Origin of the sequence: Pseudomonas sp. Marseille-Q5117, assembly GCF_946901175.1 — a bacterium.
GTDB lineage: Bacteria > Pseudomonadota > Gammaproteobacteria > Pseudomonadales > Pseudomonadaceae > Aquipseudomonas > Aquipseudomonas iranensis.
Genome location: NZ_CAMPPP010000003.1, coordinates 423,282 through 442,052 on the forward strand (window position 1 = coordinate 423,282; position 18,771 = coordinate 442,052).

19 protein-coding genes are annotated in these 18,771 nt (G+C 59.9%); 12 read left to right on the forward strand and 7 right to left on the reverse strand.

What is annotated here, in order from left to right:
• The first annotated feature begins 55 nt into the window (after positions 1–55).
• The 3 genes from uvrD (at position 56) to OC605_RS07825 (ending at position 3,959) form a co-directional block, all read left to right on the forward strand.
• Positions 56–2,239, forward strand: a complete 2,184-nt coding sequence (gene uvrD, locus OC605_RS07815; protein WP_262136630.1) for a DNA helicase II — start codon at positions 56–58, stop codon at positions 2,237–2,239.
• A 300-nt stretch (positions 2,240–2,539) separates the two neighbouring features.
• Positions 2,540–3,415 carry a Tim44 domain-containing protein gene (locus OC605_RS07820; RefSeq protein ID WP_262136631.1) on the forward strand — a complete coding sequence of 292 codons (876 nt, stop codon included), beginning with the start codon at positions 2,540–2,542 and terminating at the stop codon, positions 3,413–3,415.
• Between the two features lie 136 nt (positions 3,416–3,551).
• Positions 3,552–3,959, forward strand: coding sequence for an SMI1/KNR4 family protein (locus OC605_RS07825; RefSeq protein ID WP_007954245.1), 408 nt, complete (start codon positions 3,552–3,554; stop codon positions 3,957–3,959).
• Between the two features lie 21 nt (positions 3,960–3,980).
• Here the strand turns inward: OC605_RS07825 and OC605_RS07830 are convergent, their stop codons facing one another.
• Complete coding sequence (locus OC605_RS07830) at positions 3,981–5,744, reverse strand: cation:proton antiporter (protein ID WP_110599748.1); 1,764 nt, start codon at positions 5,742–5,744, stop codon at positions 3,981–3,983.
• Between the two features lie 278 nt (positions 5,745–6,022).
• Between OC605_RS07830 and OC605_RS07835 the strand changes: the two genes are divergently transcribed.
• Positions 6,023–6,505 (forward strand): acyl-CoA thioesterase, encoded by a 483-nt coding sequence (locus OC605_RS07835; RefSeq protein ID WP_016772447.1) that lies wholly within the window; start codon positions 6,023–6,025, stop codon positions 6,503–6,505.
• Positions 6,506–6,612: 107 nt separating this feature from the next.
• On the opposite strand, the gene pdxY is transcribed toward OC605_RS07835, so the two are convergent.
• Positions 6,613–7,485, reverse strand: a complete 873-nt coding sequence (pdxY, locus tag OC605_RS07840) for a pyridoxal kinase PdxY (RefSeq protein WP_262136632.1) — start codon at positions 7,483–7,485, stop codon at positions 6,613–6,615.
• A gap of 117 nt (positions 7,486–7,602) precedes the next feature.
• Here pdxY and OC605_RS07845 point away from each other — a divergent pair, with 117 nt between their 5' ends.
• Positions 7,603–8,016 (forward strand): DUF3301 domain-containing protein, encoded by a 414-nt coding sequence (locus tag OC605_RS07845; protein WP_038861179.1) that lies wholly within the window; start codon positions 7,603–7,605, stop codon positions 8,014–8,016.
• Positions 8,017–8,022: 6 nt separating this feature from the next.
• Here OC605_RS07845 and OC605_RS07850 read toward each other — a convergent pair whose 3' ends face one another.
• Positions 8,023–8,988 (reverse strand): CobW family GTP-binding protein, encoded by a 966-nt coding sequence (locus OC605_RS07850; protein ID WP_262136633.1) that lies wholly within the window; start codon positions 8,986–8,988, stop codon positions 8,023–8,025.
• A gap of 40 nt (positions 8,989–9,028) precedes the next feature.
• Here OC605_RS07850 and OC605_RS07855 point away from each other — a divergent pair, with 40 nt between their 5' ends.
• A complete protein-coding gene (locus OC605_RS07855) occupies positions 9,029–9,385 on the forward strand; it encodes an NADH:ubiquinone oxidoreductase (protein WP_133335547.1) in 357 nt (118 codons plus the stop codon).
• 3 nt (positions 9,386–9,388) lie between these two features.
• On the opposite strand, the gene OC605_RS07860 is transcribed toward OC605_RS07855, so the two are convergent.
• A complete protein-coding gene (locus OC605_RS07860) occupies positions 9,389–10,039 on the reverse strand; it encodes a DUF1826 domain-containing protein (RefSeq protein ID WP_039757254.1) in 651 nt (216 codons plus the stop codon).
• A complete protein-coding gene (gene zigA, locus OC605_RS07865) occupies positions 10,039–11,244 on the reverse strand; it encodes a zinc metallochaperone GTPase ZigA (RefSeq protein WP_262136634.1) in 1,206 nt (401 codons plus the stop codon). The genes OC605_RS07860 and zigA overlap by 1 nt, the downstream gene beginning before the upstream one ends.
• Positions 11,245–11,451: 207 nt before the next feature.
• Between zigA and OC605_RS07870 the strand changes: the two genes are divergently transcribed.
• From OC605_RS07870 to OC605_RS07890, 5 genes are all read left to right on the forward strand, one after another.
• On the forward strand, positions 11,452–11,829 hold the full coding sequence (locus tag OC605_RS07870; protein WP_024014861.1) for a hypothetical protein: 378 nt from the start codon (positions 11,452–11,454) through the stop codon (positions 11,827–11,829).
• 83 nt (positions 11,830–11,912) lie between these two features.
• Positions 11,913–12,809 (forward strand): GTP cyclohydrolase FolE2, encoded by an 897-nt coding sequence (folE2, locus tag OC605_RS07875; RefSeq protein WP_123441888.1) that lies wholly within the window; start codon positions 11,913–11,915, stop codon positions 12,807–12,809.
• The gene (locus tag OC605_RS07880) at positions 12,806–13,474 is read left to right on the forward strand and encodes a metal ABC transporter ATP-binding protein (protein ID WP_122698756.1); all 669 of its coding nucleotides are present in this window, start codon (positions 12,806–12,808) and stop codon (positions 13,472–13,474) included. Before folE2 ends, OC605_RS07880 begins: the two co-directional genes overlap by 4 nt.
• Positions 13,474–14,343: a metal ABC transporter permease gene (locus OC605_RS07885; RefSeq protein ID WP_217879064.1), complete on the forward strand. Its 870-nt coding sequence runs from the start codon at positions 13,474–13,476 to the stop codon at positions 14,341–14,343. Before OC605_RS07880 ends, OC605_RS07885 begins: the two co-directional genes overlap by 1 nt.
• An 11-nt stretch (positions 14,344–14,354) precedes the next feature.
• Complete coding sequence (locus tag OC605_RS07890) at positions 14,355–15,230, forward strand: metal ABC transporter substrate-binding protein (protein ID WP_217879065.1); 876 nt, start codon at positions 14,355–14,357, stop codon at positions 15,228–15,230.
• An 83-nt stretch (positions 15,231–15,313) separates the two neighbouring features.
• On the opposite strand, the gene OC605_RS07895 is transcribed toward OC605_RS07890, so the two are convergent.
• Positions 15,314–15,832, reverse strand: a complete 519-nt coding sequence (locus OC605_RS07895) for a DUF3617 domain-containing protein (protein WP_016772436.1) — start codon at positions 15,830–15,832, stop codon at positions 15,314–15,316.
• A gap of 131 nt (positions 15,833–15,963) precedes the next feature.
• Between OC605_RS07895 and cls the strand changes: the two genes are divergently transcribed.
• Entirely contained in the window at positions 15,964–17,403 is a 1,440-nt protein-coding gene (gene cls / locus OC605_RS07900; RefSeq protein ID WP_262136635.1) for a cardiolipin synthase, read from the forward strand.
• A gap of 10 nt (positions 17,404–17,413) precedes the next feature.
• Here the strand turns inward: cls and cfaB are convergent, their stop codons facing one another.
• Positions 17,414–18,601 carry a C17 cyclopropane fatty acid synthase CfaB gene (gene cfaB / locus OC605_RS07905; RefSeq protein ID WP_122506284.1) on the reverse strand — a complete coding sequence of 396 codons (1,188 nt, stop codon included), beginning with the start codon at positions 18,599–18,601 and terminating at the stop codon, positions 17,414–17,416.
• Between the last annotated feature and the right edge of the window lie 170 nt (positions 18,602–18,771).

Here is an 18,771-nt window from a genome sequence, read left to right on the forward strand (position 1 = left end):
CGGCTAATGCAACGCACGGTTTGCCCGGGCCTGCGGCGCACCCTAGAATGCCCCGATGCGCGATGATCTCTCCCTTCTGCTGAACTCCCTCAACGATGCCCAACGCCAGGCCGTAGCAGCCCCCGTTGGCCGTCAGTTGGTCCTGGCCGGCGCCGGTTCCGGTAAAACCCGAGTGCTGGTGCACCGTATCGCCTGGTTGATCCAGGTCGAAAACGCCTCGCCTCACTCCATCCTGTCGGTGACCTTCACCAACAAGGCCGCTGCCGAGATGCGCCATCGCATCGAGCAGTTGCTGGGCATCAACCCGGCCGGCATGTGGGTCGGCACCTTCCACGGCCTCGCGCACCGCTTGCTGCGGGCTCACTGGCAGGAGGCGGGCCTGAGCCAGACCTTCCAGATTCTCGACAGCGATGACCAGCAGCGTCTGGTCAAGCGGGTGATCCGCGAGCTGGGCCTGGACGAGCAACGCTGGCCGGCGCGTCAGGCGCAGTGGTTCATCAACGGCCAGAAAGACGAAGGTCTGCGGCCGCAACACATTCAGGCCAGCGGCGACCTGTTCCTGGCCACCATGCGCGGCATCTACGAAGCCTACGAGGCGGCGTGCCTGCGTGCCGGTGTGATCGATTTCTCCGAACTGCTGCTGCGCGCCCTCGATCTGTGGCGCGATCACCCGGGCCTGCTGGCGCATTACCAAAAGCGCTTCCGGCATATTCTGGTCGACGAGTTCCAGGACACCAACGCCGTGCAGTACGCCTGGTTGCGCCTGCTCGGCAAGGGCGGCGACAGCCTGATGGTGGTCGGCGACGACGACCAGTCGATTTACGGCTGGCGCGGGGCGAAGATCGAGAACATCCATCAGTACTCTTCCGACTTCCCGGACTCCGAGACGATTCGTCTGGAGCAGAACTACCGATCCACTGCCGGCATCCTCAAAGCCGCCAACGCTTTGATCGCCAACAACACCGGGCGTCTCGGTAAAGAGCTGTGGACCGACGGTGGCGACGGCGAAGCGATCAATCTGTACGCCGCGTTCAACGAGCACGACGAAGCCCGTTACGTGGTGGAAACCATCGAAAGCGCGCTGAAAACTGGTCTGGCCCGTAGCGATATCGCCATTCTGTACCGCTCCAACGCCCAGTCGCGGGTGCTTGAAGAAGCCCTGCTGCGCGAGCGCATCCCGTACCGCATCTATGGCGGTCAGCGCTTCTTCGAACGCGCGGAAATCAAGAACGCCATGGCCTACCTGCGCTTGCTTGAAGGTCGCGGCAACGACGCGGCGCTGGAGCGGGGGATCAACGTGCCGGCGCGGGGCATCGGCGAGAAAACTGTCGAAGCGATTCGCGAGCATGCGCGGCACAGCGACGTGTCGATGTGGGAAGCGATGCGCCTACTGGTGGCCAACAAAGGCCTGACCGGTCGCGCCGCCAGTGCGCTCGGTGCGTTCATCGAACTGATCGAGAACCTCGCCGCCAAGTGCGCCGAGATGCCGCTGCACCTGATGACGCAAACCGTCATCGAGCAGTCCGGCCTGATCGCTTATCACGAAGCGGAAAAAGGTGAGAAAGGCCAAGCCCGGGTAGAAAACCTTGAGGAACTGGTCAGCGCCGCACGCAACTTCGAGAACACCGAAGAAGACGAAGAACTGACGCCACTGGCGGCGTTCCTCGGCCACGCATCGCTGGAGGCCGGCGATACTCAGGCCGACGAGCACGAAGACAGCGTGCAGCTGATGACCCTGCACAGCGCCAAAGGCCTGGAATTCCCTTACGTGTTCCTCGTGGGCATGGAAGAAGGCCTGTTCCCTCACAAGATGAGCCTGGAAGAACCGGGTCGCCTTGAAGAAGAGCGCCGTCTGGCCTATGTGGGCATCACCCGGGCGATGCAGAATCTGGTCATGACCTACGCGGAAACCCGGCGCCTGTACGGCAGCGAAACCTACAACAAGGTGTCGCGTTTCGTACGGGAAGTGCCGAAAGGCCTGATTCAGGAAGTGCGTCTGTCCAACAGCGTCAGCCGACCGTTCGGCGGCAACCAGTCGATGAGCGGCAGCAGCCTGTTCAGCGGCAGCGAGATTCCGGAAACCGGTTTTGTGCTCGGTCAGGCCGTACGTCACTCGATCTTCGGCGAGGGCGTGATCCTCAACTTCGAAGGCTCCGGCGCCCAGGCCCGGGTACAGGTGAACTTCAGCGAAGGCAGCAAGTGGCTGATGCTCGGCTACGCCAAGCTGGAAGCGATCTAATCACCGGCACTCAACCCATGTGGGAGCGAGCCTGCTCGCGAAAGCGCTGTCACATCAAGCAATCATTTGCCTGACACGACGCCTTCGCGAGCAGGCTCGCTCCCACAGGTTATGCGGCGCAAGTGCATCAATCCCTCTGAACCTATCGCCTTTTCCTACAGACAAAAGTACATCGGCTGATTGCCTCGCCAAGCTGAACGCGACCTGTCAGGCAAAAGCCCGAAACACTCTCTCGCTAGCCAGTAACACTTCAGCTGTGCAACATGGCGCGCGTGTCTCCACAAAACGGGAATACCCTTTATGAAACGTTTTCTTAGCATCGCCATGGCGTTGTGCATCGGCCTGACGATGAGCCTCGACGCCAACGCCAAGCGCTTTGGTGGTGGCAAAAGCGCCGGCGCTGCGCCGACGCACCAGACCAGCCAGATGGCTCCTTCTTCTCCAGGCGTGGGCGGCGCAGCAGCGACCGCTGGCGCTGCCGGTGCTGCTGGCGCCGCGGCCAAGGCCGGCGGTGCGTCGCGCTGGCTCGGCCCATTGGCGGGCATCGCCGCCGGTGGCCTGCTCGCGTCGATGTTCATGGGCGACGGCTTCCAGGGCATGCAGATCTTCGACATCCTGATCATGGCGCTGATCGCGTTCGTGATCTTCCGCTTCATCGCCGCCCGTCGTCGCAAGCAGCAGGAGCAATTCGCTCCGGCCGGCGCGCCGATGCAGCGTGAAGTGTTCGAGCAGAAGCCTGCCGCCATGGGTTCGATCTTCGGTGGTTCGGCTGCTCCGGCTGCCACCCGTCCAGTGATCAACGCACCGGCCTGGTTCAACGAAGAGCGCTTCCTTGAAGCTGCGCGCAGCCACTTCCAGTCGCTGCAGCAGCACTGGGACGCCAACGAAATGGACAAGATCGCCGAGTTCGTGACCCCGCAAATGCTTGAGTTCCTCAAGCGTGAGCGTGCGGATCTGGGCGACGGCTTCCAGTCGACCTACATCGACAACCTGCAGGTGCAGCTGGACGGCGTCGACGATCGTGCCGACAAGACCATCGCCACCCTGACCTTCACCGGCGTGTCGAAAACTTCGCGTTTCGACCAGGGCGAAGTGTTCAGCGAAAGCTGGAACATGGAACGTCCGCAGGGCGACAACCAGCCTTGGCTGGTCGCCGGTATCCGCCAGAACGGCTGATCCCTGCTGCGCTTCACTTGCGGTAACAGAACCCCGGCCTCGGCCGGGGTTTTTCATTTCACGGTTGCATCTATGGCGAGCTACTGTATAAACCGGCCCATATAAACCGCGCCATTCAAGCAAGAGGATCCCGGACGTGGAAGAAATCATCGAACAACTGCGCGAAGCCAACGAACCCGTGCCGGTTCCATTGGAATTGCCAGACGAAGACCAATTGGTGGAGATCGAAGAAGAACTCTTCATCAACATTCCGTTCGTCTTCAAAGAGTTTTTGCTGACCGTCAGCGACGTGGTCTATGGCAGCCTCGAGCCGGTGACCGTCACCGACCCGCAATCGCACACCTATCTGCCGGACGTTGCCGCCAATGCCTGGGACGCCGGCGTGCCGCGCGACCTGATCCCGATCTGCCAGGACGGCGACGACTACTACTGCGTTGAAGAAGACGGCACCGTGGTGCTGTGGTCCGGCGAAGAAGAGCTGATCACCGAAGAATCATGGGAATCGGTGTGGCACTGGGCGCGGGACGTCTGGCTGGAAAGCTGAGCCGCCAAACGCCCCTGAGGGTCAATGCCCCGACGACTCCTTGTGGTTGTCGAGGGTTTCCAGCAGCGCCACCTGCATCCGCGTATGCACGCGGATGAACCAGCGCCAGAGCAGCGCCGCTACGGCGGCCGCGACGACGGCGATCAGCACCAGCAGCTTGTTGGTCGGCAGGATACTGGCCGACAAGGCCGCCAACAGCAGGAAAATCACCAGCAGCGAGAGGATCGGGATCACTTCGGCGATCACCCGGCGCACTCGCTGCGTGTGACGCCCGGCCATCTCCGGCTTGACGCCCATCTCCGCCAGCAGCATCGACAGCGCCTTGAGCTTGCGATAAGCCGCGATCAGAAATGGTAGCGAGACCAACAACGCTCCGCCCCAGATCAGTGCCTTCTGCCAGCTCGGATCGCTGATCCAGTCCTGCAGCCACAACGACATGCGCTCGGCGAAGTATGCGCCGGCAAAGAAGATCGCAATCACCAGTGCCAGATTGACCCCGACCTGCAACAGGATCCGTCGGATCATCGACGCCAGTAGCGCACCCTCGCCCTGCGGCTGAATACTGCGCAACCATTCGCCATACATACCCAGCACCCGCCCGAGCCGCTTGGGCACAGCGGCCGAGAGCTTGATCGACAGCGGGTCCGCCGCGCGAATCAGGTACGGCGTCAGCAGCGTGGTGATCACCGACACGGCCACAGCGACTGGGTAGAGGAAGTTGCTGGTCACCTGCAAGGTCATGCCCAGCGCGGCGATGATGAAGGAAAATTCGCCGATCTGTGACAGACCCATGCCGACCCGCAGTGAGGTCCGTCCGTCGTTGCCAGCGATAAACGCACCGAGGCCGCAGGACAACATCTTGCCCAGCACAACGGCCACGGTGATTACCGCAATCGGCCAGGCGTATTCGATGAGAATCAGCGGATCGAGCATCAGCCCGATGGCGACGAAAAAGATTGCGCTGAACAGGTCGCGGACCGGCTCGACCAGCCGTTCGATTTTCAGCAATTGCCGGGACTCGGCCATGATCGCGCCGATCAGGAAAGCCCCGAGCACCATGCTGTATTCAAGCTTGACCACCAACAGGCAGAAGCCGAAACACAGGCCGAGCACGGTGATCAACAGCATCTCGTTGCTTTCGAATTTCGCCACATAAGCCAGCAGACGCGGCACCAACAGAATGCCGATGACCAGCGCGACGATCATGAACAGCGACAGCTTGCCGACCGTGGAAAACACTTCACCCGAACTCACCGTGCCGCTGACGGCGATGCTCGACAGCAGCGCGATGATGCCGATGCCAAGGATGTCCTCGACAATCAGCACACCGAAGATCAACTGCGCAAAGCGCTCGTTCTTCATCTTCAGGTCATTCAGCGCTTTGACGATGATGGTGGTGGAGGAGATCGCCAGAATCGCGCCGAGGAACAACGAATCCATGGTGTTCCAGTCGAACCAGCGGCCGATTTCGTAGCCGATCCAGATCATCAGGATGATTTCGAGAAACGCGGCAATGAACGCCGTGGCGCCGACCTTGAACAGCTTGCGCAGGCTGAACTCCAGGCCAAGGCAGAACATCAGGAAGATCACCCCGAGTTCGGCCAGGGTCTTGATGGTTTCTTCGTCGTGAATCAGGCCGAACGGCGGCGTATGCGGGCCGATGATGAAGCCGGCGACGATGTAGCCGAGCACCACCGGTTGCTTGAAACGATGAAACAGCACGGTTACCACCCCCGCGACCAGCATGATCACTGCCAGATCCTGAATGAAACTGATGGCATGCATGGCGTGGGCTCCTTGATGACGAGGCGCGCGGACAGACGTCAGACATTCTGCGCGAGCAGGGTAAAAATCCGCTTTTAATGTAGGAATTGCCCTTGGGCAGGGCTTTTGCAGGTTAACACCGCGACTTCGCTCTGGAAGCCGGTGCAATATATGGAAACAGATCGCTACCAGCGTGACGGCGGCCCGCCGCGCGGCGTCCCGATAACGGTGCTTTTTGAAAAGCCACCAGGTGCCCGCAGAGGCGCTTCCTGCAATCAGCCTTGATCCGTGAGAACGTTATGGAACCCGGAAACGCCCAGCTGTCGATGACGGTACTGATGACCCCCGACATGGCCAACTTCTCTGGCAATGTCCACGGCGGCACCCTGCTCAAATACCTCGACGAAGTGGCCTACGCCTGCGCCAGCCGTTATGCCGGGCGCTACGTGGTGACCCTGTCGGTGGATCAGGTGATTTTCCGCGAGCCGATTCATGTTGGCGAACTGGTGACGTTCCTGGCCTCGGTCAACTACACCGGCAACACGTCGATGGAAGTTGGCATCAAAGTGGTCACCGAAAACATCCGCGAACGCTCGGTGCGCCACACCAACAGCTGCTTCTTCACCATGGTCGCGGTGGATGATCAGCGCAAACCGGCCGCCGTGCCACCGCTGCAACCGCAGAACAGCGAAGACAAGCGCCGCTTCATGCAGGCGCAGCAGCGCCGGCAGATTCGCCAAGAGCTGGAAAAGCGTTATCAGGAAATCAAGGGCGACGCCTGAAACGGATAGCGCTCAATTGATCGCTTTCGCGAGCAGGCTCGCTCCCACATCTGGAATGCATTCTTCCTGTGGGAGCGAGCCTGCTCGCGAATAAAGACGACTCGGTCTCAGAGACTGATCGCTGTAGCCTCGAACTTCACCCGCGGATGCGCAATGCGATCCTGCGCCCGCACCAGTTGCAGCTCATAACTGGCGCACGCCTGGGTTTCCAGCAACACCTCATGCACTGCTGCTGCGGTGAATTCGAATGCCGCCAGCAGGCTTTCGCCCAGCAACACCCGCGCCAGGAACAGACCAGAGGTCAGATCGCCGACGCCCACTGGCTGACGTGGAAACGCCAGCAATGGACGGCGCAGATGCCAGCTGCCCTCGGCGGTCACCAACAACATTTCGAAGCCATCCGCCGGTTTGCCCGGATAATCCAGATGCTTGACCAGTACCGCTTTCGGCCCGCGCGCCAGCAGCGCCCGTGCCATCGCCAGGCAATCGAACAGCGACTGCGGCTTGCGCCCGGAAAAACTGTCCAGCTCCAACTGGTTCGGGCACATGATGTCCGCCACGGCCGCAGCTTCATCGAGGAGGAAATCGCTGACCTCGGTGGGCACGCTGCAACCCTTCTCTGGATGGCCCATCACCGGATCACACAGGTACAGCATCTTCGGATTGACCGCTTTGATCCGCGCCACACCGCTGAGAATCGCCCGTCCCTGCGCGGCGCTGCCGAGATAGCCGGACAGCACCGCGTCGCAATTGCCCAACTCGCCAATTGCGGCGATGCCTTCGATCAGCTCGGGGATCTGCTGCGGCGCCAGCACCTCACCGGCCCACTGACCATACTGGGTGTGGTTGGAAAACTGCACGGTGTTGAGCGGCCAGACGTTGACCCCGACCCGCTGCATCGGAAAAACCGCAGCGCTGTTGCCGGCGTGGCCAAACACCACGTGGGACTGGATGGCGAGCAGATGAGGCGTACGTTTCATTCGGGTCATTCCGTAAAACGATTGAAATTCAAGCCGCGCAGTATGCGACGAAACACAGCCTGTACGACAGACCGGCGAGGCAGTTAAGCTGACGCCATCATTTGGAGTTCGATGTAGATGCTGACCCTGGAAAACATCTTCGTGCTGATGCTGTTCGCCGCCGCTGGTGCCTGGCTATGGCACAACCACGGCTTGCGCGAGCGCGCGCTGGAGCGGGTCAAGCAGCATTGCACCAATGTTGGCGTTGAACTGCTGGACGGTAACGTCGCGCTGAAAAAGATCGGTCTGATCAGGGATGCCAACGGTCGCCGGCGACTGGCGCGGGTCTACAACTTCGAGTTCACCGTGACCGGCGAAAGCCGCCACAACGGCACCGTCACCCAGTTCGGCGCGCACAGTGCGCAGATTGAACTGGCACCCTACCCGGCGCCGTTCGACGATACGCCGCCGGTAGTCGAAGTGCACAAGCCTCGCGCCGAAGTCATCGAGCTGAGCCAGTGGCGCCAGGAACATACCAAGTGGAAGCCCTGAGCTGACTCACTGAATCCGGCATTCAGCCAAACCGGCTTGCAGCTGTTCGATATTCTGCGGTTCGGCGAAGATCAGCTCGATTCTTGAGTCTTTTCGCCATTCGCTGGCTTGCCAACTCAGCTCGGCATGCTCCAGCGCATTGCCCGAAACCCAGCCATCCGTGCTGTGGATAACCAGTTTCGCCCGCTTCCAGTCCAGCGCTCTCAGCCAATCGGCGATGCGTGCTTGATCAAATACCTGCCGCGGATGCCAGCGCCAACCGATGCTCCACCCACCCTCCTGCGCCTGACTCAGGCAAATCGGTTCGGCCGGATCGCTCCAGACCGCTGGCAGCTGTGCCAATCCAGTCGGCAGCGGCAGATGCCCTGCGCCTTCGTTCGCTTTTACTGCCAGCCCCGGAAGCTCGCTCAGAGATAGCTGGGCTTGCTGCGTCCAAATCAGTCTGACGGGCGGTAACCGACTGGCGATTGTCTCTCGAACCGCTTCATCGAGATTTTCCGCCTTGTTCAACAGCAGCAAACCCGCGCTGGTCAATGCTTGCTGCTGGGCGTCCGGCAAGGCCCTATCCGCGTGCAATGACTGAGCGTCCAGACCCAGCACACAGGGCTGAACCGCCAGCACGCCCAGCCACGGCGCCTCGTTCAATTGCTTGAGCAACTGCGCCGGATGGCCCAGCCCGGATGGCTCGATAAACAGTCGATCCGGTCTGGCCTTGCGCAACAGACGGCCGAGGCCGATCTGGAATGGCGCGCCATTGACGCAACACAGGCAGCCCCCGGCCACCTCACCCAGTGCGATACCATCGGCGTCATTCGTCAGCAATGCAGCATCCAGACCGATCTGGCCGAACTCGTTGATCAGCACCGCCCAGCGTTCGTCCGCAGGCCGTTGCGCCAGCAACTGGCGAATCAGGCTAGTCTTGCCGGCGCCCAACGGGCCGGCGATGACGTGGGTCGGAATGTTCTGCAACATGGTGGGTACTTTCTGCGGACAGTTATTGAGGAGATCGAAGATGCGCTGGTCGGGATGGTCGTTGCTGTTTGCGCTGCTGTCGAGTGAAGCGTGGGCTCAGGCCTGCGTGGTGCACACACAGGGCGAACGGCTCGACGTCAAAGTCTGTCAGCAGAACCGGACGATTCCGCAGAAATTGTTCAATGACGGCTTCTGCCAACCGACGCTGGCCGGGCAGAAGGTCGAGGTGCAATACGTCGACCAGTGTCCCAGCGGCGCTTTCGGCGTGTGCAGCAACGCGCAAGTCGCCAATATGCCCTATCGCCAGGATATCCACTATTACGGCGTGGCCACTGATGCGGCGTATCTCAAGCCGTATTGCGAAGGCCAGAGCCAGGGCGCCTGGCGCAAGCCCTGAATTTCAGCCGAGCCAGTCGAGGGTCAGCAGCAGACGGCGCTCACCGGGCGCCGGTTGCGGCGAACGATGGATCAGGCCGAAGCCTTCATTGCCGTGCCATTTTTCGCCTTTGAGCAACGCGACGTCGCCGCTGTTGAGCTGGCGAATCGACGCTGCACCTTGCGGTTCGGCATTGGCCTGGCCAAGTTGCAGGCGATCCATCGCGCCCTCCTCAAGCCATTGGCTGCCAATGCCAGCGTAAGTAGTGATCAAGCGCACCGGCACGTGATCGACGTGGAAACGCGGACACATGGCCTTGTCCAGCACACGCAAACGCACGCCGATACGCCGCGCACCGAGCAGGCAGGCGAAGGCACTGATCAGCCATTTAAGATCGCTCATGAAACCTTCGAAACCTTGCAGATCACGCAGCCCTGCAGCCAGACCGGCGAGATCCGGTTCGGCATCTTCGTCGGGCAATTCCAGACACAGCGACTCGGCCAAGGGCTCGTTGAGTGACAGCACCAATTGCGCAAAATCGGCAATGTGCACGGGCAGCTGACGTTGCCAGACGGCGAGATTGGTCTGGTCTTCCAGGATTCGCGTCAACGTTTGCGGGGTCACGCCCTGGTGCTGATGACGGGTAAGCAGCGGCTGATCTTTGAGTGCGAGCATCAGGCGGCCTCTTCGTGCCAAGGACCGAATGGATCAGGCAGCAAGCGCCAGCCTTCTACACCCGTTGCCATTTCTTCGTCGGTCAGCAGACAGGCATCGAGTTCGGCGGACAGTTGTAGGAAATCTATGTTTTGACCGATGAAAACCAGCTCCTGCCGGCAGTCTCCTACGCTTTGGGTCCAATTTTCCATGATCGTCTGGACGCTTTCCTGATCCTCGGGCCATTGATTCTTTGGCACGAAACGCCACCAGCGACCGGCGAATCCATGCCGCATCAAGCCGCCGGCCTGCGACCAGCTACCGGCATCGGTGGGTTTGCTGGCGAGCCAGAAGAAGCCTTTGGAGCGCAGCAGGTTGCCGGTCAGCCAAGGCCGATCGATGAAGCTGAAAAAGCGTTGTGGGTGAAATGGCCGGCGGGCGCGGTACGCCGTGGAGGCGATGCCGTATTCCTGTGTTTCCGGGACGTGCTCACCGCGCAATTCCTGTAGCCATCCGGGCGCTTGTGCGGCCTGTTCGAAATCGAAACGACCGGTGTTGAGGATTTTCTCCAGTGAGATTTCGCCCATCACCATTGGAATGATTTCAGCCTGGGTATTCAGGCGCTTGAGGATGGCGGTGAGTTCTTCACGCTCGTGCTGGCTGATCAGGTCGATTTTGCTGATCAGCAGGACGTCGGCAAACTCGATCTGCTCGATCAACAGATCGGTGATGGAGCGCTCGTCTTCTTCACCGAGGATTTCGCCGCGAGAGGCAAGGCTTTCGGCAGCCTGGTAATCGAGCAGGAAATTCACACCGTCGACCACGGTGACCATGGTATCGAGGCGAGCAATGTCGGCGAGGCTTTGCCCCTGATCATCGCGGAAGGTGAAGGTTTCAGCGACCGGAAGCGGTTCGGAAATGCCGGTGGATTCGATCAGCAGGTAATCAAAACGATCCTCGCGGGCGAGTTTGCTGACTTCTTCAAGCAGGTCTTCGCGTAACGTACAGCAAATGCAGCCGTTGCTCATCTCAATGAGCTTTTCTTCCGCACGGTTCAGGCTGACATCGCGCTGGACTTCACTGCCATCGATGTTGATCTCGCTCATATCGTTGACGATCACCGCAACGCGCAAGCCGTCTCGGTTACGTAGTACGTAATTCAAAAGTGTACTTTTTCCGGCACCGAGAAATCCTGAAAGTACGGTGACGGGCAATTTGGCTGACATTGGATAATCCTCATAAATGGCAGCCGATTTGCGCTTTGAGGTGCGCTTGGCGTGTTGCGCTTCATTTAACCGGGTCAAAGAAGGCATACGATTGTGATCGGCAGCTCAGGCTGGTTGCGATTTATGTTATAGTATAACAACTTGATTTTGCCAGTCCGGCAGAGGAGATTTCGCAAGTTGCTGCACCACCGATCGTGGAAACTCGCAATGAACCAGGGGTTGAAATGCCTGCTTTTGAGCTTTGCCATGTCGCTGGCCAGCCAAGCACAGGCGCACATGCCGGGGCCGGCGCACTGCACACGCAGCGCTAATCTGCTGGCGTGTGTAGACGTCGACGGCAATGCCTATAGCGTCAATACGGTAGGCACCACGCTTTACCTGCGCGGATTCGAGAAGGACGGCCATCGCTATTGGGCGCAGACCAACAGCCGCTTCGGCCAATTAACCTTTTTTACCGGTATTGCCTCCGATGGCGAGGCTTGGGTTGGCTATACCCGCCGTGTCGGCTGGACAACCATCAACCGCTTCTCCAGCTCGGGAGGGAGCAGCGCAAGGTTCACTTGCAGCCGGATGACGGGCTGCTAGTGAAATCCTTTTCATGAAAAAAGCATCGCTGAATGGATTGTTATAATGTAACGTAAATAGAGATCAATACGACGGTCTCAACCATGAATGCTCTTACTCTCCCGGATATCGCCGCCCAATCTGCACGCTTGGCACTGCCCCTCGACTGGGTAGGCATGCGTGGGATTGCTCTACCCGTTGTGCTTGAAGGCCAATGCCTCAGCGCCAGAGTCGACGCTGGCGTGAGTCTCGATGATGGTGAAGCGCGTGGTATTCACATGTCGCGCTTGTATCTGGCACTCGAAACCCTCGAACAGCGAAGCCTTTCTCCCGCTTTGCTGCATCAGGTACTCAAGTGTTTTCTGACAAGCCATCAAGGTCTATCCGCCTGCGCGTATCTGAATATTCACACCGAATTGTTGCTGAAACGACCCGCGTTGGTCAGCCCCTTGGCCGGCTGGAAATCCTATCCGGCGTCCATTTCAGCGAGCCTGAAACAGCAAATGTTCCACGTGGAACTAAAAATTGAACTGCCCTATTCCTCGACGTGCCCATGCTCCGCAGCCTTGGCAAGACAATTGATCCAGCAGCAATTCGTCGACGATTTCGCCAACAAGGCTCTGCAACACGCAGATGTTTTGGCATGGCTTGGCTCAACCAAAGGGATCGTAGCCACTCCGCACAGCCAGCGCAGCTATGCGCAACTGCACCTGCATCTCGACAATTTCATCGACGAGCTACCGCTGACCGCGATCATCAATGACGCTGAAGCAGCCCTCGGCACCGCCGTGCAGACCGCAGTAAAGCGCCCCGACGAGCAAGCCTTCGCACTCGCCAATGGGCAAAACCTTATGTTCTGTGAAGACGCCGCGCGCCGCCTCAATCTGGCACTGCAGCGCACGCCCGGCATCAACCAATTCCACATCCGCGTGATCCACGCCGAAAGCCTGCATGCCCATGACGCCGTCGCCGAAAGCAGCTGGCGACGGGAGCAAAAATGATCCGCTGTCAATCCTTGGTATGGGGCGCACCCGGCCAACCGCTGACGACGCCTTTGAGTCTTGAGTTCGAAAGCGCCAGCCTGACCGCAATCATCGGCGCCAACGGCTGCGGCAAAAGCAGTCTGCTGAAAGTCATCGCCGGTTTGCAGAAGCCCTTGGCCGGCAAGGTGGAAATGGCTGTTCCACGCCAAAGCGGCATTTCCTTTCTGCCGCAACAGCAACATTTGGATCGGCAGTTTCCAATCAGCCTCGAAGAGCTCATCGCCGCAGGTTTCTGGGGCCGTCGGCTCTCGACACAGCTGCGCACGCAGCGACTGAAAAACGCATTGGAAGACTGGCATCTGAGTGGACTCGAACAGCGCCCGTTGATGGCCCTGTCCGGCGGTGAGCTACAACGTGCCCTGCTCGCGCGACTGAGCCTTGCTGACGCCCCGGTGCTGTTGCTGGACGAACCGCACGCCGCACTCGACGAACTCGGCCAGCAATTGCTCTGGCAGCACATTCACCACTGGCACGCCGAAGGCCGGACACTGCTTGTGGTCTGCCATGACCTGGCGGCTGTCCGCCAACACATTCCGCATACCCTGCTGATCAAAAACGGCCACTGCGTGTACGGAACCAGCAGAGAACTGATCCAGCCAACACCGCACATGCAGGTCGCCTGATGCTCGCCACCGTCAGCAATTTCTGGCAGCCGTTCAGCGAATTCGTGTTCATGCGCCGCGCCTTGCTCGGCGGCCTGGTGCTGGCGTGCAGCACGGCGCCCTTGGGCGTGTTTCTGATTCTCAGACGTATGAGCTTGATCGGTGACGCGGTCGCCCACGGCATTCTTCCTGGTGCAGCGCTGGGATTCTGGTTTGCCGGTTTGAGTCTTCCCGCACTCACCCTCGGTGGCTTGGGAGCCGGGCTGAGCATGGCCGGACTTGCGGCCTGGATCACCCGGCGAACGGGGTTGCGAGAAGATGCCAGCCTCGCCGCGATCTATCCGATCTCACTGGCCAGCGGCGTTTTGATCCTTGGCATCGCCGGCAAGCGCCTCGACCTTCTGCACTTGCTGTTCGGTTCGGCGCTAGCCGTGGATGGACCGACGCTGACCGGCATGCTGTGGGTCTCGGCCATCAGCCTCATGGCCATGGCCGCGATCTACAAACCCCTGCTGTTGGACACACTCGACCCGCTGTTCTTGCGCACGGTCAGTCGTCTCGGGCCGCTGGCTCATGGGGTGTTCCTGACTCTGGTCGTGCTGAATCTGGTGATCGGCTTTCAGGCCATCGGCGCACTGATGGTAGTCGGCCTGATGATGCTTCCGGCTGCTGCATCGAGATTTTGGAGTCGCCGCCTACCACTACTGATCGCCATCGCCGCGGTCATGGGCTGCGTGTCTGTGTGGCTCGGCTTGCTGCTGTCGTTCTACTACTCGCTGCCCAGCGGCCCGGCCATCGTGCTGGTCGCGGGGGTCGGCTATCTGCTGTCGGTGGTGTTCGGACCGGTTCACGGTTTGCTGCGCCGCCCGCCTTTGCTCACATCCCAATGAGGTGTTTCCCGATGCGCGCTCTACTCGTGCTGTTCAGCCTGATGCTGTCGATGTCATTGTCAGCCGCCGAAAAACTGCCGGTGGTCACCAGCTTCAGCATCCTTGCCGACATGGTTCATCAGGTCGGCGGCGAGCACGTTGAGATCACCAACATGGTCGGCGCGGATGCCGATGCGCATACCTACGAGCCGACCCCGGACGATGCCAAGGCGTTGCTCAAAGCCAAAGTGATCATCAAGAACGGCCTCGGTTTCGAACCTTGGCTGGATCGCCTGGTGACCAGCACCGACAGTAAGGCAACGGTGATCAGTGCCAGTCGCGGGGTGATTCCACGTTCGCTCGATGAAGATGGCGAAACCGTTCCGGATCCACACGCCTGGCACAATCTGGCGAACGCTGAGTTGTACGTCGCCAACATTACCAAGGCACTGATCGCCGCCGACCCGGGCAACAAGGCTGACTACGAGCGCAACAGCCAGACCTACCTCAAGCAGATCTATGCCCTGCTCGCCGAAGCCAAAAACAAACTCGGCGCGCTGCCGCCGGGCAATCGCAAGATCGTCACCAGCCACGACGCCTTTGGCTATCTAGGTCAGGCCTATGGCATCGACTTTATCGCGCCACAGGGTTTGTCCACCGAACGCGAACCCTCTGCCGCCGAAGTGGCTGCGCTGATCACGCAGATTCGCCAGGCCAAGGTCAAAGCGGTGTTCATGGAAAACATCAAGGACGCGCGCCTGCTCAAGCAGATCGCGGATGAAAGCGGCGCGCACATTGGCGGCACGCTGTACTCGGATGCACTGGCGGCGCGTGGACCGGCGAGCACCTTTACCGGGCTGTTCGAATACAACCTCAATACGCTGTACAAGGCGTTGAGTCAGCCATGACTTGAGGTGCACTTCCGATCTATTCGCGAGCAGGCTCGCTCCCACAGTTGGAATGGGTTCCAACTGTGGGCGTCGCAGAGGGTTTAAGCGCGGGGTTTTACCGTGCCGCAATCCTGACCCAGCCACACCGCACGGGTTTCGAGACTGCCCTTCTGGTTGATGCCGATGGCGTTGAAGGTGCCATTGGCAACGGTGGTGAATTCGCGGTCACTGAGGAATGTCGCCACGCCTGTGCCCTGGGCTTTCGGGCAGCTGAAGCGGAATTTCCACTGGTTGCCGGTGCGCTCGGTGATTTGCTGCTTGCAGCCCGATTGCGGGTCGGCCAACGGGATGTCGTTGGTCGCAACCTGCTGCGGCGTCAGGCAAGCGCGGATGCCTTTGCCGCCGATGTTGATGCCGTTCTTCTCCAGCGCCGCGCGCTGCTGCGGGGTGATCTGGCCTTGAATCTGGCCAAGGATCGATTGCACATCCATGGCCTGATCATCGACCTTCAGATTGCTCGAAGACATTTCCCACAACCCCGGCTGCAGCATTTGCGCCTGCGCAACCACCGGTAATGCCAAACCCAGGCCCAGCGCCAAACCCAGCAGACGAACGTTCATCGAGTAACTCCTGATCAGTTGTGGCCGTTAGACGCCGGCCGGTTGCGTCGGTTCATGCACCGATTAAATGGAGACATTCGCCGCAGAACATGGTCTGTTAAGCATTGCATCTCACGGAGCAAGGCTGCCCCATGGATTTTTTCGGACCGCACATTTTCGGTTACCTGATCGCCCTGTTGCACACACTCGGTTCGATCGCTGCGATCCATGCGGTGCTCACCGTGCGCACTGCGCAAGGCTCGATCGCTTGGGCATTGTCGCTGATCTTCATTCCCTACCTCACGCTTATTCCATATCTGGTATTTGGTCGCAGCACCTTCGATGGCTACATCAAGGCGCGGCGCCAGGCCAACGAGCAGATGCGCCTGGCCATCTCAGAATTGAACTGGCGCCCATGGGTTGAAGAAGCCCTGGCCGCTCGCGCGTCGAGTGCCTACGCCTCACTGCGCGCAATGCCGAAACTGGGGCGCATGCCGTGCCTGGCGAACAACGAGGTGCAACTGCTGGTGAACGGCACCGCGACTTTCGATGCGATTTTTCAGGCGATCGCACAAGCGAAGGAAGCCGTGCTGATCCAGTTCTTCATCATTCACGACGATCGGCTGGGCCAGCGTTTGCGTGATTTGCTGTTGAAGAAAGCCGCCGAAGGCGTGTCCATTCATTTGCTCTATGACCGCATTGGCAGCCATGCCCTGCCCCATCATTACGTGCAGGCGCTGCGTGATGCCGGCGTCGAGGTCAAAGCCTTTGCCACGCGCAGCGGCTGGCTCAACCGCTTTCAGGTCAACTTCCGCAACCACCGCAAAATCGTTGTGGTCGATGGCGTAGTCGGCTTTGTCGGCGGGCATAACGTCGGCGATGAATACATGGGTGAGAAGCCACCATTGGCGCCGTGGCGTGACACCCACGTCAAAGTCCGCGGGCCGGTGGTGGCCTGCATGCAGGAATCGTTCGCCGAAGATTGGTTCTGGGCTGCTCGTACTCTGCCGCCGTTGATCCTTCCAGATGCGTATCCGGAGGATGGCGTGCTTTGCCAATTGCTCGCCAGCGGCCCAGCGGATGCCTACGAAACCTGCTCGCTGTTTTTCATCGAAGCCATTCACGCAGCCACTAAACGCGTATGGATCACCAGCCCTTACTTCGTCCCGGACGAAGCGGTGTTCGCGGCATTGAGGTTGGCGGTGTTGCGTGGTGTCGATGTGCGCCTGCTGTTGCCGTCACGGCCTGATCACCGCATTGTCTATGCCGCGTCCAGCCTGTATGCCTTCGAGGCGGTGCGTGCCGGCGTGCGGGTGTTCCGCTATCGACCGGGTTTCCTGCATCAGAAAGTGGTGTTGATCGACAGCGAAATCAGCGCCATCGGCAGCGCCAATCTGGACAATCGCTCGTTCCGCCTGAATTTCGAAGTGATGTTGCTGACCGTCGACAGCGAGTTCGCCGCCGCCGTGGAACACATGCTCAATGACGATTTCGCCCTGGCCGATGAAGTGGCCAAAGAAGAAAGCCGGGAGATCCACCGCCTGCAACAGGTCGGCATGCGGATCGCCCGGCTGATTTCGCCGATACTCTGAGCGCCCCGTTTCAGGGGTGGTAGATGTCGTCGCGGGTCCAGGGCAGTTCGTGGCTGCCATCCGGATGCGCTTTCACGGCGAGGATCTGATGCAGGTTGATCCAGCCCCGCGCAAAGGCATACGCGCAACCGGCCAAATACAGACGCCAGATACGCAGTGCTTGCTCAGGCACCAGTTTCGCCGCAGCTTCGAGGTTATCCTCCAGTCGCTCACTCCAGTGATCGAGCGTGCGCGCGTAGTGCAGGCGCAAGCTTTCGACATCGACGATTTCCAGCCCGGCTTCACTGATCTCGGCTGAGATCATCGCCAGATGCGGCAACTCGCCGTTGGGAAACACGTATTTTTCGATAAAGTCGCCAGCGCCTCGTCCAACCGGGCGGCCATCGGTGTGCTTGGCGGTGATGCCGTGGTTCATCACCAGGCCTCCCTCCTTCACCGCGCCAAACAGCGTTGCGCAATACTCGGCGAGATTGGCATGACCAACGTGTTCGAACATGCCGACGCTGACAACTTTGTCGAAGCGGCCGTCCTGCGGCAGATCGCGGTAGTCGAGCAATTGCAGTTCGACCTGATCTTCCAGACCTTCGGCCTTGACCCGCTCCTGCGCCAGCGCCAACTGCTCCTTGCTCAAAGTAATACCGAACACCTTTACGCCGAACTCTCGCGCCGCATACCGCGCCAGACCGCCCCAACCGCAGCCGACATCCAGCAAATACTCGCCCGGCTGCAAGCGCAGCTTGCGGCACAGATGGCGGAATTTCGCTTGCTGCGCCTGTTCGAGGGTTTCGCTACCGGTTTCGAAATAGGCACAGGAATACGCCATGTCGCTGTCCAGCCAGAGCTGGTAGAACGCATTCGACAGGTCGTAGTGATAGGAAATGGCCTTGGCGTCGGTGTCTTTGTCGTGATGCGCACGCACCGGCTGACTCTCTTCGTCTTCGTCGAGCAGCGCATTGCTCAACTCATCGCAAACCCGGATGACCTCGCTGATCGAGCCCTCCAGTTCCAGCTTGCCTTCGACGAACGCCGCACCCAGCGCATCCAGGCTTGGGTGGGTGAATTGAGTAACCATCTGCGGGTCCTTGACGACGATGGTTACGCTGGGCGTCGGGCCCAGATTGAACTCATGGCCGTCCCAGAGTCGCAGGCGAAGCGGTAACTGCAGATTCTGTAAGGCCGGTGGAAGTTGCGCGAGCATGGAAAATCCCCCCTTGTTTCAGACGTCTGATCTGAGGGTAGACCAACCTGGAAAAATAGCAGGCTATCGATTCGATCGGCCTTGTCTATCGTGATCGGCACATCGGCTGAACGCCACAGACGACGCGCCTTACGATAGATGACTGCCTGCGCACTCGGCGGTTCGATGAA